19 protein-coding genes and 1 riboswitch are annotated in these 13,547 nt (G+C 63.2%); of the genes, 6 read left to right on the top strand and 13 right to left on the bottom strand.

Translation table 11 applies throughout. The features are described 5' to 3' along the window. Nucleotides 1-2: 2 nt before the first annotated feature. From OU993_RS01955 to OU993_RS01995, 9 genes are all read right to left on the bottom strand, one after another. Nucleotides 3-335 carry a type II toxin-antitoxin system HicB family antitoxin gene (locus OU993_RS01955; protein WP_268154465.1) on the bottom strand — a complete coding sequence of 111 codons (333 nt, stop codon included), beginning with the start codon at nt 333-335 and terminating at the stop codon, nt 3-5. Then, nucleotides 332-586 (bottom strand): type II toxin-antitoxin system HicA family toxin, encoded by a 255-nt coding sequence (locus OU993_RS01960; RefSeq protein ID WP_268154467.1) that lies wholly within the window; start codon nt 584-586, stop codon nt 332-334. The genes OU993_RS01955 and OU993_RS01960 overlap by 4 nt, the downstream gene beginning before the upstream one ends. 346 nt (nt 587-932) lie before the next feature. Further along, on the bottom strand, nt 933-1,415 hold the full coding sequence (locus tag OU993_RS01965) for a hypothetical protein (protein ID WP_268157709.1): 483 nt from the start codon (nt 1,413-1,415) through the stop codon (nt 933-935). 34 nt (nt 1,416-1,449) lie between these two features. Further along, nucleotides 1,450-2,247 carry a CbtA family protein gene (locus OU993_RS01970; RefSeq protein WP_268154469.1) on the bottom strand — a complete coding sequence of 266 codons (798 nt, stop codon included), beginning with the start codon at nt 2,245-2,247 and terminating at the stop codon, nt 1,450-1,452. 16 nt (nt 2,248-2,263) lie between these two features. Continuing rightward, complete coding sequence (locus tag OU993_RS01975) at nt 2,264-2,440, bottom strand: CbtB domain-containing protein (RefSeq protein ID WP_165214460.1); 177 nt, start codon at nt 2,438-2,440, stop codon at nt 2,264-2,266. Between the two features lie 24 nt (nt 2,441-2,464). Next, nucleotides 2,465-2,674: riboswitch (cobalamin riboswitch) on the bottom strand. 175 nt (nt 2,675-2,849) lie between these two features. Then, a complete protein-coding gene (locus tag OU993_RS01980; protein WP_268154473.1) occupies nt 2,850-3,764 on the bottom strand; it encodes a c-type cytochrome in 915 nt (304 codons plus the stop codon). Nucleotides 3,765-3,851: 87 nt separating this feature from the next. Then, nucleotides 3,852-4,295 carry a c-type cytochrome gene (locus OU993_RS01985; RefSeq protein WP_268154475.1) on the bottom strand — a complete coding sequence of 148 codons (444 nt, stop codon included), beginning with the start codon at nt 4,293-4,295 and terminating at the stop codon, nt 3,852-3,854. Between the two features lie 158 nt (nt 4,296-4,453). Then, entirely contained in the window at nt 4,454-5,296 is an 843-nt protein-coding gene (locus OU993_RS01990) for a metallophosphoesterase (RefSeq protein WP_268154477.1), read from the bottom strand. Nucleotides 5,297-5,360: 64 nt separating this feature from the next. Then, nucleotides 5,361-5,996, bottom strand: coding sequence for a LysE family translocator (locus OU993_RS01995; protein ID WP_268154479.1), 636 nt, complete (start codon nt 5,994-5,996; stop codon nt 5,361-5,363). Between the two features lie 119 nt (nt 5,997-6,115). Here OU993_RS01995 and OU993_RS02000 point away from each other — a divergent pair, with 119 nt between their 5' ends. Then, entirely contained in the window at nt 6,116-6,814 is a 699-nt protein-coding gene (locus OU993_RS02000) for a helix-turn-helix transcriptional regulator (protein WP_268154481.1), read from the top strand. Between the two features lie 58 nt (nt 6,815-6,872). Here OU993_RS02000 and OU993_RS02005 read toward each other — a convergent pair whose 3' ends face one another. Next, complete coding sequence (locus OU993_RS02005; RefSeq protein WP_215564367.1) at nt 6,873-7,475, bottom strand: superoxide dismutase; 603 nt, start codon at nt 7,473-7,475, stop codon at nt 6,873-6,875. Between the two features lie 308 nt (nt 7,476-7,783). Here OU993_RS02005 and OU993_RS02010 point away from each other — a divergent pair, with 308 nt between their 5' ends. The 3 genes from OU993_RS02010 to OU993_RS02020 are packed head-to-tail and all read left to right on the top strand — an operon-like array spanning nt 7,784 to nt 8,796. Further along, entirely contained in the window at nt 7,784-7,981 is a 198-nt protein-coding gene (locus OU993_RS02010) for a hypothetical protein (RefSeq protein ID WP_268154484.1), read from the top strand. Between the two features lie 27 nt (nt 7,982-8,008). Next, nucleotides 8,009-8,437, top strand: coding sequence for a type II toxin-antitoxin system HicB family antitoxin (locus OU993_RS02015; protein WP_268154486.1), 429 nt, complete (start codon nt 8,009-8,011; stop codon nt 8,435-8,437). A gap of 38 nt (nt 8,438-8,475) precedes the next feature. Next, nucleotides 8,476-8,796: a hypothetical protein gene (locus OU993_RS02020; protein WP_268154489.1), complete on the top strand. Its 321-nt coding sequence runs from the start codon at nt 8,476-8,478 to the stop codon at nt 8,794-8,796. 268 nt (nt 8,797-9,064) lie between these two features. On the opposite strand, the gene OU993_RS02025 is transcribed toward OU993_RS02020, so the two are convergent. Together OU993_RS02025 and OU993_RS02030 are read right to left on the bottom strand one after the other, a co-directional pair. Then, complete coding sequence (locus OU993_RS02025) at nt 9,065-9,952, bottom strand: branched-chain amino acid aminotransferase (RefSeq protein ID WP_268154491.1); 888 nt, start codon at nt 9,950-9,952, stop codon at nt 9,065-9,067. A 206-nt stretch (nt 9,953-10,158) separates the two neighbouring features. Continuing rightward, complete coding sequence (locus OU993_RS02030; RefSeq protein WP_268154493.1) at nt 10,159-10,326, bottom strand: hypothetical protein; 168 nt, start codon at nt 10,324-10,326, stop codon at nt 10,159-10,161. A gap of 151 nt (nt 10,327-10,477) precedes the next feature. Between OU993_RS02030 and OU993_RS02035 the strand changes: the two genes are divergently transcribed. Together OU993_RS02035 and OU993_RS02040 are read left to right on the top strand one after the other, a co-directional pair. Further along, nucleotides 10,478-11,956, top strand: a complete 1,479-nt coding sequence (locus OU993_RS02035) for a phospholipase D-like domain-containing protein (RefSeq protein ID WP_268154495.1) — start codon at nt 10,478-10,480, stop codon at nt 11,954-11,956. A gap of 18 nt (nt 11,957-11,974) precedes the next feature. Beyond that, nucleotides 11,975-12,625 carry an exopolysaccharide biosynthesis protein gene (locus tag OU993_RS02040; RefSeq protein WP_268154497.1) on the top strand — a complete coding sequence of 217 codons (651 nt, stop codon included), beginning with the start codon at nt 11,975-11,977 and terminating at the stop codon, nt 12,623-12,625. Here OU993_RS02040 and OU993_RS02045 read toward each other — a convergent pair. Beyond that, nucleotides 12,601-13,542 (bottom strand): LysR family transcriptional regulator, encoded by a 942-nt coding sequence (locus tag OU993_RS02045; protein WP_268157462.1) that lies wholly within the window; start codon nt 13,540-13,542, stop codon nt 12,601-12,603. The genes OU993_RS02040 and OU993_RS02045 overlap by 25 nt on opposite strands. Between the last annotated feature and the right edge of the window lie 5 nt (nt 13,543-13,547).

Consider the following 13,547-nt stretch of genomic DNA (forward strand, 5'->3'; position numbering starts at 1 on the left):
CGCTACCTCTCCGCAGCCTTCGCCAAAACCTCGCCGGCCCATTCGTTGAGGCTTTTGCCGGACAGTTCGGCGGCCTTGGCGGCGCGGGCGTGGACATCCGGGTCGATGCGGAACATGACCTTGCCGGAATAAGGCTTGTGAGGCGAACGGCCGAGTTTTTCGCAGGTGTCGAGATAGTCGTCCACCGCTTCGTGGAATGCTTCCTTCAAGCCGTTCACGGTATCGGCGTGGAAACCGATGACATCCGGAATTCCCGCGATACGGCCAACAAAAATCTCGTCTTCCCCATCGAATTCGATACGCGCAGCATATCCTTTATAGGTCATGGCGTTCATGGCTTTACTCCAATCTGCAGGAGGAAACGCCGCGCGTCCCGGACCTGATAGCGCTTGGCTTCCTTTTCCGGATGCGGGCGATGAAAGGCGGCCAGCACGCCATCCTTTTCGAACTTGACCCGAGAGCCCGCGCCCTCGATCCGCCGGCAACCAACTGCAAGCAACAGGCTTTCAATATCGGCCCAGGCAATCGAACCTGGCACCGGCTCTGAAAACACCGCCAGCAAAATCCGTCGCTGCCTGTTGTTCATGAGGAAATTATAGCCTTGCTAGCATTTTTTGCAAGCACCTTAGGCCGCGCGATACCTCCTGCACCTCCCTCAGACGGCTACCCCTCCCCCTACTTCTTCTTCGCCTGATCGTGGTGCCACTTGATGGCAAAAAACATGCCGGTGCCGAGCACGATGAGCTTGAGGGGGAAAAAGACGATCGGGAACCAATCCCACATTTTGAATGATCCTGTCATTGAGGGTGACGTGCGTTTGTGGGTTCGAGCCCTACCTCAGGGGGGCGGGCGAAAACACCGGCCATGTTGACGCAGTCGTCTTCGGTCTGCGCAGGCCCTTTGCGTGTCCGGACGAGAGGATGGCTTTTCCCTCAGCCGCCCAGCACGCGGCAGGCCCTGCCCGCTGTGCCGCCCGCCTCTCCCTCCAGCGCGCGGCGGATATCGCGGCTGTTGAGGTGCAGGGTTTTCCCCGCCGGGATCGCCTGGCGGAGAATCTTCGCCCGCGCGGCGGCGTGGAAGGCGACGGTGGTTTGGGCGAAAAGCGTCAGGCAGGCGGTCCGGTCCGGCGTCGCGGGGCGGCTTTGCGGCGTTGCATCGGAGGGGTCGTGAAGGGCCTCGTGGGTGGCCAGGTGGGTGGCCAGATGGGCAGCCGAGTGGGCAGCCAGATGGGCGGTGTCGTGGGCGGCGGAGCCGCCCATCAGGATCCCGACAAGGGCACGGAAGGCCAGCCGGTGGACAAGGCAATGCGCGTCATGACCGGGCACGGGAAACTGCAGGGCGTCGAGATCCTCCCGCCACTCGGCAGAGGAACCCGCACTCGGCTCGTCCCCCGGCTGGGCTTTTTGCCCGGTCATGCCTGCACTCCGTCCTGTGTGGTTTCTCCGGCCGTCAGCGGGCCGGTGCCGCATCCTTCTCGAACCGCTGCAGCAGCGCGCCGCTCAAACTTCCCACGAGCGCCCAGAACAGGAAACTCGTGACGGTGGCGGCGACGATGAACTGGCGCTCCAAGGCCAGCGGCGCCAGCGGATGTTCGCCCTCCGGCGGCAGCGGTGTGCCGATGACATGCGGGGCGGCGATCAGCAGGACCGCGAGGACGGCAGCCCAGGGCTCGCGGCGGAAGGCGAGAAGCGCGATGCCGGCGGCAGTGGCAAGCGCGGTCGCGATCCACCAGGTCTGGCGGGCGCCGAGTTCGGCGGCGGGCGAACCCGGCAGTTCCGGCGGAAGGCCCACCATGGGTGCCAGCATCACGGAAGCAAAACCGGCCAGCCCGAAGGCAAGCCCCATGCGCCAGCCGCCTTCGCCTGTCGCGCCCGTCTGGCGGGCAATCGAAAGGGCCGCCGTCAGCACCAGCGCATAACCGATCGCGGTCAGCACATTGGCAGCCATGGTATAGGCGGTGCGCTCAAACCCATCGGCGGGTGCCCAGCCCTCGCCGTGGTCGTGGCCCGCATCATGGGAATGGGCACTGGTGGCGACAGGGGCGGCGTGATCATGCCCATGGTCATGGGGCGCGGTCCCCGGTGCATGGGCATGTGGAGCGGGGGCCGGTTCGGCGGCGGGTGCTGCCGTTTCATAGGCCTCGGCGGCGATGATGAGCGGCGTGGTGCCGGCCATCTGCATCACAGAAACGGCAATACCACTCACGATCCCCGCGACGACCGCGGAGAAGACAATCGATCTGAACATGTTTTGAACCCCTGGCTTAGTGGCAGGGGAACGCGTTGGCGTGGCGCGTGTCATGCGCGGCATTGTGCACGGCTTCCGCATGGGAAAAGCCGACAAAACCGACGATGAACAGGCCAAGGCAGGCGGCAAACACGGCCTGCAGCAGTGCGGAGGATGTGGCCGTGGTTTTGACGGCCTGAGACTGGATCGACATGCAAATACCCCTCGTTGCATCGATGTTGCGACAGGTGCGCCGGCAGGTCTCCTGGCTCGCGGGTCTTCGTCTCCCGATCAGCCTTCCCGGTTTCCCAGTGGCCAGAGTGATCAGAAAACTCGCCGCTCACAGTTGCGGGGGCAGCCACGAATGAGGCGGGTCAACCCGCCCTATCGTGTTCCCTTTTCATCCCGGCAGCCTTCACCGCCGGAAACCGGTGCACGTTATTCTTGTGCGCAGGGTTATGGGGGACTGTCAAGGGAAGCCTGCCATGGGTCATTGGCCTGCCGAGGGATGCTTACCATGCCGTCATCCTCGGGCTTGACCCGAGGATGACGGAAAGTAGCTTGCGCTTTCCATCCCTTGGCGAGCGTCTGTAACCCCCAATGCAGCGCCCCTTTTGCGTCCTTTACCGCGCCGGAATGGCCTTCAGGTAGGCGGCAATCGCGGCGAGATCTTCCTTCGGCAGGTGCGTCATGTTTTTCTGCACCTCGACCATGGAACCGCCGACACTGTCGAAATCGGGCGTGAAGCCGGTTTCGAGATAGGCGACGATCTCCTCCTCGCTCCAGCTGCCGATCGAGGAGGAGCCGGGGGTGATGTCGGGAATGCGCCCCTCGCCTTCCGGGTTCGGGCCGCCCGCCAGCCACTGGCCGGTCTGAAAACCGCCCAGCACGTTGCGCGGCGTGTGGCATTCGCCGCAATGGCCGGGACCTTCCACCAGATACTGGCCGCGCTTGACGGCCTCGGAGGCATTGGCGAGGTCCACCCGCGGCGCATCGGAGAAATAGAGAAGTTTCCAGCCGCCGACGGCAAGCCGCATGTTGAAGGGGAAGTTCAGCTCGTGCGCCGGCGCGACATTGCTGCTGGCCGGCAGGCTTTTCAGGTAACCGAAGAGATCGTTGATATCCGCCTTCGTCATGCGGGCATAAGAGCCGTACGGAAAGGAGGGATAAAGATGCTCGCCATCCGGCCCCACACCACGGGTCATGGCATTGCCGAACTGCGCGACCGTCCAGGCACCGATGCCGGCCTTCGGATCGGGCGAGATGTTGGGGACGTGGAAGGTGCCGAAGGCAGTCGGCAGGTCTCGACCGCCGGACATCAATTTCAGCGCGTCGCCTTCCGCCCCTTTGGCCGCATGGCAGCTGGCACAGCCGCCAGCCCAGAACAGGATTTCGCCACGGGCGAGATCGGGCGCGCCGAGATCTGCCCAATAGGCTTCCGGATGCGGATCGGGTTTCGTCAGCGCATAAGCGACCCCTGCTCCGACAACAGCGGCCGCCAAACCGGCAAGCACGAATTTGGCGACGATCGAGGCCATGGCCTTCCCCTTCGATCACGACATGGCGGTACGGACGAAAGCCGCCGCCCGGCAAACGGCCGGACGGCGGGCGTTTCACCACAAGGATCAGCGTTTCAGACGATAGCTCTGGTGGCAGGTGCCGCATTCGGCGCCGAGCGTCTGCATGGCCTGGCCAACGCCTGCCTGATCGGCCGGCATGGAGGCAAGCACGGTCTTGGCATCAGAGGAAAGCTTCATGGCCTTGGCCTTGAAGTCATCCATGTTCTGCCAGATGGCGGGGGCTGCTTCGCTGTCCATGCCGGTTTCGGACCCGGCCGGGAAATGGTTGGGGAAATCCGCAGCCGATTCGGCAATCGTCGAGAGCGCCGTCTTCACGGCTGCTGCGTCATACGGCTTCTGGCCCTTGGCAATCGCGCCAAGCGCGCCCATGGAGCCACCGATCTTCTTCATCAGTTCCTGACGGACCACCTGCGGCTCACCGGCTGCAAAAACGGCGCCCGCCCCAAGACAGAGCGCCATCACGCCTGCCGTCAGCATTTTGAATTTCATGAAACAACTCCCCTGATTGTCAGTTCCCGGATGTCGGTGCCGGACCCTCCCGGCACGCCGTACGACGCGCCAAGACTACATGCTAGGGTGCGGAAAAACATGACGTTTTCCGGTCACACACACAGATGTGATTGTGCCGGGACGGGACGCTCAGGATGTCAGCCGAACGACAGCGTGCGGCTTTCCTCGCGACCGAACCCCTCGATCTTCAGCCGGTCCGGGTAAAGATCGACCAGCGCGAAGGCGTTTTCGCTCGGCGTGTCGACCATGCCCTTGAAGTTGACGAACCAGCAGGTGCCGGCACGGGCAAGGCCGCCACGGTGATCATGGCCGCAAAGATAAGCGACGACCTGCGGCGAGGCCGCCAGAAGATCGGCCAGCGCCTCGGCATTCCACAGGCAGTGATCGGTTGCCGGATAAAGCGGGTAATGCCCCATGACGATGACCTTCTGGCCACGCGCCCGTGCCGTTTCCAGCTGGCCGGCGATCCAGGCGAACTGCTGTTCGGAAATCCCGGCATTCCAGTCCATCGCATTGTCCGCGCCTGCAGCCTTCAGCCCATCCAGCCGCGCCCGCGCCTTCGCATGGCGGTCAGGGTCGGCGGCGGTGGCAAACAGGCTGTCCTCACAGCCATCGATGACAACGAACCGGATGCCGGCGCGGGTAAAACTGTAATACGGCGCCGGCATGCCGAGCGTCGCATGCACCGAGGCGAGTTTTTCCGGCTCCACCAGGAAATCGTGATTGCCGGGCAGGAACAGGCATTCGTGGCGCGAGCGGCGATAGATGGAGAGCGCCGGGTCAAAATTCTGCCAGCCACGGTCGATGAGATCGCCGAGCGTCATGACGAAGGAGAGATCCTCCCCCTCGAAGGTGGCAATTGCTTCCGACAGCTTCGCCAGACTTTGGCGGAAATGCCGGTTCAGCACCGGATTGGGCTCAAGATCGGCATATTGGGGATCGGCGATGACGCCGAAGCGGAGAAGCGGTTCCTGGGTCATGAAGGCGCACTTACGGCGGATGCGTGACACGGCTGTGACAGGCGTGTGGACCGACGGGCGGCGGTCAACCGCCGGCAAGCCCCCGCCAGAGCGTGAGGGCCGACACCAGGAGCAGCAGAGCCCCGGAGGCGCGACCGACAAAGCGGATGGCAGACGGATTGTTGACGAGCGCATCGCGGCCACGGGCCGCCAGCACGGCCAGTCCGCCATAAACGACGAGCTGGGTCACCCAGATCAACAGCAGCAGCACGAGCGCCTGCCGCCACAACGGCCCGAAGTGCGGATGCAGGAACTGCGGGTAGACGGCCAGCATGAAAAGATAGGCCTTCGGATTCATCAGACTTGTCAGCGCGCCCTGGCGAAAGCGCACCCACGCCCCGCGCCGATCGAGCGCCTCGGGGGACCCGACGGCAATCGAACTGTTGAGGAGCTGCCAGCCGATATAGGCGACATAAAGCGCCCCGAGGACGAGCAGTCCCGTCAGGAGCGAGGGCGCCAGATGCAGGATCATGCCAACCCCGACCGCCGCATAGAGCGTGTGCACCGCGCCGCCGGCCATGATGCCGAAGGTGGCAGACAGGCCGGCCTTGCGCCCGCCGGAGAGCGAACTCGCCAGCACGAAGATCATATCCATGCCCGGCACGATGATGATGCCGGAGACGAGCAGGAAAAAAAGCCATAGATTGTCGGTGTAGGTCATGTCAGTTGCAGTCCCGTTTGCCATGCGCCGCAGCCCCATGCTGCCCAATGTTTCAAGCGCTTGGCGCGTGGTATACGGAAAGGCAACTGACAGGGTTGTGTCAGTTGCGAGGAGGTTTCATGCGCAAGGCGTCACGGCTCTTCGAGATCATCCAGATCCTGCGTCTTGCCCGCAAACCGGTGACGGCGGCCGAGATCGCCGAAAAGCTGGAGGTGACGGTGCGCTCGATCTACCGGGATATTGCCGCGCTGCAGGCCATGCGCGTGCCGATCGATGGCGAGCGCGGCATCGGTTATCTCCTGCGGCCCGGATTCCACCTGCCACCGCTGATGTTCTCGATCGAGGAAACGGAGGCGATTGTGCTGGCGCTGGCTCTGCTCGAGCGCATCGGCGATCCGCAGTTGACGGCGGCGGCCAGCCGCCTCAGCGACAAGATCGCCAATGCGGTTCCGCCGCCCCTGCGGCAGCCGCTCGCGGCACGCGCCCTGCACGCCTGGGGCGGGTCCATGCGCCAACCGGACAGCATCGCGCTTTCGACGGTGCGGCAGGCGATCCGCGAGGAGGAAAAACTCGCCATCGGCTATCGCGACGAACAGGGACGCGAGAGCGAGCGGGTCATCCGGCCGGTTGCGCTGATCTATTATTCGCAGGCCGCGACCATCGTGGCGTGGTGCGAATTGCGCCAGGCCATCCGCAATTTCCGGGCTGACCGCGTGACACGCTGCGCGGAAACCGGTGCCCATTTTCGCGGCGAAGGCGATAGGCTGCGGCAGATCTGGACGGACGGCTGGCAAAACGCGGCCACGGCCCAGACATAAAAACGCCCGGCGGGTTGAGGCCAGCCGGGCGTTCTTAGATATCGAATTGCCGATCCGCTTACTTCGTGGCGGCTTCGTACATTTCCAGGACGTAGTCCCAGTTGATCAGGCTGTCGACGAAGGCTTCGAGGTACTTCGGACGGGCGTTGCGGTAGTCGATGTAGTAGGAATGTTCCCAGACATCGACGCCGAGGATCGGGGATGCGCCGTGCACCAGCGGGTTTTCGCCGTTCGGGGTTTTCGAGATGACGAGCTTGCCGTCCTTCACCGAAAGCCAGGCCCAGCCGGAGCCGAACTGCGTGGTGCCGGCGGCGACGAAATCGGCCTTGAACTTGTCATAACCGCCGAGATCGCTGTCAATGGCTGCCTGCAGCTTGCCAGGAAGCTTGGTGCCGCCACCATCCTTCTTCATCCAGTTCCAGAAGTGGATGTGGTTGTAGTGCTGGCCGGCATTGTTGAAGAGGCCGGCATTGGTGCCGTAGGACTTCTTCACGACCTCTTCCAGCGACAGATCGGCCATACCGGCTTCGGCAGCCAGCTTGTTGCCGTTGTCGACATAGGCCTTGTGGTGCTTGTCGTGGTGGAATTCCAGCGTCTCTGCCGACATGAACGGGGCGAGCGCGTCGTAAGCATAAGGGAGTGCGGGAAGTTCGAAGGCCATGATCTTACTCCTTTTCGGCGAAACACCTGAAGTGATGTTGAGCCGGAACATAGGTTTGAACGCCGGAAGAGGCAACGGGCGACGGGGGAAAATTCGAAGGCGTCGAGCCATTGCATGCAAGCCTGTCGATGACCGGCAGCAGCCCGGCGACATCACCGCTCCAAGGCGGCAAACATCGATTGAATTCAATCCTAGATTGATTTTCCGACAACCGCGTGCAAGGCTTGTTTGGATTAAGGGCGAACGCTTGCTGACAGCCGATCTTGAACTTCGGACAAAAATGCCCGAATGTGGGCCGGAGCCGTTCCATGGACAAGCGAGATCGCTTTATCGGGGAGCTGAGACAAGCGGCAAGAGCGCGCGGGCTCTCGTTTCGGATCAACAAGGCGAAGGGCAAGGGCAGCCACGCAACAGTCTTTGTCGGTGACCGCTTCACGACGATACCGAGCCGTGAAATCGATCCGAAGACGGCGACCAAGATCAGAAAGGCGCTGGGTCTCGAGTGACAGGCCCTATCGCTTGGAGGTGACGAGATGAAGACCTATGCCTATGCCGCCCAGTTCGAACCGAAGCAACAATCGGAGGGTTATATGGTGAGCTTTGCGGATGTTCCGGAAGCCATCACCGAAGGCGATAGCCTCAGCGAAGCGCGGGCCATGGCAGCGGATGCTCTTGGTGTTGCCCTGCTCACCTATCTGCAACTCGACCGGCCGCTGCCGGTTGCAACGGTCGCCGGAAGGCTGGTCACCCCCGATCCGGACGTCGCGGCAAAAATCGCTGTCATCGATACCTTTCGCACAGCCGGCATCAGCCAATCGGAGCTTGCCCGTCGCCTCGGCAAGGACGAGAAGGAGGTGCGGCGGCTGCTTGATCCCGATCACCGCAGCAAGATGTCCAGCCTCACGGAGGCGCTGTCGGCCATGGGGCAGCGGCTGATCGTCGGACTTGCCGCCGCGGAATGACATCGACCCGCTTTACCTGCTTTTGAAGGAGTTTTCCCGTGCGCGCCCCTGTTATTGCCCTTTCCCTTCTCGTCCTGACCGCACCCACGGTGCACGCCTCTTCCGACGATGCCTGGGCGGAGTTCGGCAAGGCCGTCTCGAGCGCCTGCGTGAAGGCCGCTGCCGGCCAGATCGACAAGGCGAAGGCGGTGGTCGATCCGTATGGCAGCGAACGTTTCGGTCTGGCGCTGGTCACCGGCACGGCGAAGGGCGCCAAACAGACCATCTCGCTGATCTGCGTCTACGACAAACAGAAAAAGACGGTCGAGCTTGGCTCGGAACTGTCCGCCGATCAGGTGAAGGTCACGCCGGGACGGTAGAACGGTGTTTGGGGAGGGCGATAAGAGCAGAAGCGATAGTGCGGGGCGAGGCTTCTACCCCCTCTATGAGCTGGCGGCCGGACCGTTGCGTATAAAAAAGACCCCTCCCCACAAGGGAGAGGGCTTAACCCAGCCGACCCGCCGAAGCCGGTTGAAGCCAAAGCGGGTGCCGCCTGCGGTCTCCCCTCTTGTGGGGGAGATGGCGGCAACCAGAGGGGGGGTGTCCCTTACGCGGGTCCGAGAGCGATCGTCGCCTCTTCGCCGACCTTTACGCCGCCGCCTTCACGGTTGCGCGGGCCCAGTCCATGTAGAGCTGCAGCGCCTTGCGGGCGAGCGGGCCTTCCTGGAATTCCTGGTCGTCCAGCCGGTTGATCGGCACGATCTTGGAATAGTTGCCCGAGGTGAAGATCTCGTCGGCACCCTTGAAATCCTCCACCGTCAGCGTGCATTCCCGCACCTCGATACCGGCGCTCCGCAGGAGGTTGATGACGCGCGAACGGGTGATGCCGGCGAGGAAGGTGCCGTTCGGCACCGGCGTCATCACCACACCGTCCTTGGCGAGGAAAATGTTGGAGGAGGCGGTTTCCGCCACATTGCCGTTCATGTCGCGCATCAGCGCGTTGTCGAAACCGCGTCCGCGGGCCTCGATGATGGCGCGGCCGCTGTTCGGGTAGAGGCTGCCGGTCTTGGCATTGGTCATGGCCACTTCCGGGTTCGGCCGGCGGAAGGGCGAGACGGTGATGGAGGACGGCTGAGCGGTGTGCATCGGCGCCTCGAACAGGCAGAGCGCAAACCGCGTCGAGTCCGGATCGGCCGCGACGACGGAGCCCGGCATGCCGTGTTCGGCCCAGTACATCGGCTTGATGTAGATCGCCGTCTTACCGTCGAATTTCTTGACACCCTCCAGAGCGAGCGTCTCGATCTCCTCGGCTGCCATCGTGGCCTTCATGCCCATATTGGTGGCGGAGCGGTTGACGCGCTGGCAATGCAGATCAAGATCCGGCGAGATGCCGTCGAACCAGCGGGCGCCGTCAAACACGGTCGAACCCAGCCACATGGCATGCGAGGTGGGGCCGATGAGCGGCGGGTTGCCGGTGACCCAATCCCCGTCGACGAATGTCCAGGTGGTGCTGCGGGGCGTGGTATCGACAGGCATTTTCTACTCCTCGGAAAACGAATTTCACCGAAGTGAAGGCGCCTCTCCGGGGAAGGTCAAGAATTTTTTTCCCTGTCCAAAAGGTTCGACAGAAAATTGCGCAAGAAGGCCCCTGCGCTGAAATGGCCGTTCCGCATGCACCACCATCCTGCATTATCCCATCAGAAAATGTGATCCGTCAGACCATTCAAACGCACCGGCCCGGTTCAAGGGCGGGTCTGGTCGGGTGTGGCCGGCACCGGCAGAAGCGGGCTTTCCTGCCCCTGGTTCGGGTGCGGGATGCGCGGCGTGTCGCTCGACCGGTCGATCAGCGGAATGGCCAGCACGATGGCAACGAGGATCGCCAGCCACAGCAGGCACCAGGGTCTACGCATAACAATCTCTCCTCATTCACACCAAAGACGATAGCCGGTTTATGCGGCGCAAATTCGATCCCGCCGCCTTTTGGCCGAGATGAGGGAACAAATCGCGCCGGCCTCGCGTCTTGGCACTGATCTCTGAGACCAAGCGAACGAGCGGAGCGACATGACCACCTCCATTCTGGCCGAAGGCGAAAGCTGCTGGCGGATCGCCGAAGCGGACCGTTTTTCCGTCATCGTCGATGCCGGCGGTTTTTTCCGCCTGGCCCGCGAAGCGATGCTGAAGGCACAACACTCGATCATGCTGATCGGCTGGGATTTCGATACGCGCATCCGCCTGACGCCGGACCAGCCGAAGGGAGACAGGCCCGACAAGCTTGGCCGGTTTCTCGAAGATCTCGCCCGGCAGAACGAAGCACTGCAGATCCGCATCCTCAAATGGGATTACGGGCTTTTATCCTCCATCACCCGGGGCGAGACGCCCTTCCATATGCTGCGCTGGATGGTGTCGCGGCAGATCCATCTGAAACTCGACCGGGCGCATCCGCCCCTCGCCGCGCATCACATGAAACTGCTCGTCATCGATGACGCGGTGGCCTTCTGCGGCGGGATCGACATGACGGTTGGCCGCTGGGATACCCGCGAACACCTGGAGGACAATCCGAACCGTTTGTCGCCGTTCGGCAAACCCGAACCGCCCTGGCACGATGCCACCACCTGCGCCTCGGGGCCGGCTGCCCGGGCGCTCGGCGAACTTGCGCGCGACCGCTGGGAAATGGCGACCGGCGAACGTATCGATCCGATCGACACGTCCGGCTCTGCTGCCGATCCCTGGCCGGAGGCGCTTCAACCCGAATTTCGCAATGTGCGCATCGGCATTGCCCGCACCTCACCGAAATACGAAGACCGGCGCGAGGTGGTGGAGATCGAAACCGCAACGCTGGCGATGATCGCAAGCGCAAGGCGCAGCCTCTACATCGAGAGCCAGTATTTCGCCAATCGCCGGCTGGCCGACGCCATGGCCAGGCGGCTTGCCGAACCGGAGGGGCCGGAGATCGTCATCGTCAATCCGAAATCCGCCAGCGGCTGGCTGGAGGAAAAGACGATGGATACCGCCCGCGCCCGGATGATCAAACGGATGCAGGAGGCCGATCCGCATGGCCGCTTTCGCATCGTCTATCCGGTCAATGACGCCGGCACCGCGATCTATGTGCATGCCAAGATCATGATCGTCGACGACCGTATCCTGAAGCTCGGTTCGGCCAATCTCAACAACCGCTCGATGGGCTACGACACGGAAAGCGACGTCATTCTGGAGGTCTCCGACGAGGACACCGAGCTTCGAGCGGCGATCCGGGCCAGGCGCGACGATCTGATCGCCGAACATCTCGGCACCTCGGTCGAGGCGGTTACGGAGGCGATGGCGGTGAGCGGCGGATCGCTGATCGGGACGATCGACAGGCTGGGCCGGGCGGACGGTCGCGGCCTCAGGGCCATCGGCGAACGGGAGATGGGGCTGGACGACGAACTGGTGGCGGAATCTGACCTTGTCGATCCGGAACGGCCGGCCGGCATCCGTTACCGGACCTCGCAATTCCTGCGCAACCGGTTTGGTCGGCGCCTGTTTGCCGCACATCAGGGCTGACGAACGAAGGAACAGGGCATGAGTGTGCATCAGGGACAGGATACGCGGCGGGACAAGGCGCAGGCGACAAACGATGGCGGCAACGGCTCGACCGAGGCGCTGTCCGGGCTGTTATCGACGATCGACGATCTCGGTGATCGCCAGAGCCAGGTCAGTGTGCATGATATTCGCGAAGCGATCGGCGAACGCTCCTTCGGCCCCTTCCTGCTGGTGCCGGCGGTGATCGAAATGAGCCCGATCGGCGGCATTCCCGGCCTGCCGACGGCGCTTGCGGTGATCATCAGCCTGTTTGCCGTGCAGATCCTGATTGGCCGCAAACATCTGTGGCTGCCGCAATTCGTCGAGAAACGCCAGATCGACGGCAAGACGCTGAAAAGCGCGATGGACAAGATGATGCCGGTGGCACGTTTCATCGACCGTTTCCTGAAACCGCGGCTGACCTGGCTCACCAAGGCGCCCTGGGTGCAGGTGGCAGCGGCGCTCACCATCCTTCTCTGCTGCAGCGTGCCACCGCTTGAACTCATTCCCTTTGCCAGCACCGCGCCGATGGCAGCGATCGCGCTGTTCGGCCTGTCGCTGATGGCCCGCGACGGCTTGCTGACGGTGATCGCCGGGCTGGTGTCGCTGAGTGCGGTTTATCTCGTCTATACGGTGGTGGCGGGAGGATAAGATTTCCCCTCGCGATCCACCCGGCCCCGCTCGGCAAGAAAATCCAGAAGTGCGCGGACGCGGGACGGGAGCGGTCCGCCCTGCCCGACATAGACGGCGTAAAACGGCTCGCGGTCATGTGGGTTCATGTCCTCCAGCAGGGGAACAAGGCGACCGGCGGCAAGATCCGACGCCAGCGCAAATTCCCCCATACGCACGATGCCGACGCCGGCCAACGCCAGCTGGCGCATGCCCTCCCCATCATTCACCTGCACCGCACCCGACGGCACGACCGACAAAACCTCGCCGCCCTGACGAAACGGCCATTCGCGGATGCTGCGGCTATAGGAAAACGAAATCAGATTATGGCGCGACAGATCCTGCGGTGTATGCGGCGTGCCGCAGCGTTGCAGATAGGCGGGGCTTGCCGCCACCACCATGCGGGTTTCGCCGAGCGTGCGGGCGATCAGGCTGGAGCTTTTCAGTGGGCCGGCGCGCACGGCGACATCCGTATGATCGGCCAGGAGATCGATCACCTGGTCGGTCTGGGCGATATCGAGTGTCACGCCCGGATAAAGCGCCAGAAACTCCGGCAAAAGCGGGTTCAGCACATGGGTGCAATAGACGGAACTGGTGTTCAAGCGGATACGCCCGACCGCCTTGACCGCGGCACCCGCCGCCCGTTCCGCATCCTCGATGCTGGCGAGAATTGCGGTGGCGCGCTCGAAGAAATCACGGCCCTCCGGTGTCAGGCGAAGCGTGCGGGTCGAGCGGCTGACAAGGCGCGCATCGAGCCGCTTTTCCAGCCGCGTCACCAGCTTGCTGACGGCGGACGGCGTCATCGAGAGCCTTCGGGCCGCCGCGGAAAAACCGCCGGTCTCCACCACCGCAACGAACACTTCCATCTCCCCGGAGCGGTTGATGTCGGAGCGCGCCATCTGTT

Source organism: Rhizobium sp. SL86 (assembly GCF_026672545.1).
In the GTDB taxonomy this organism is placed as follows: Bacteria; Pseudomonadota; Alphaproteobacteria; order Rhizobiales; family Rhizobiaceae; genus Neorhizobium.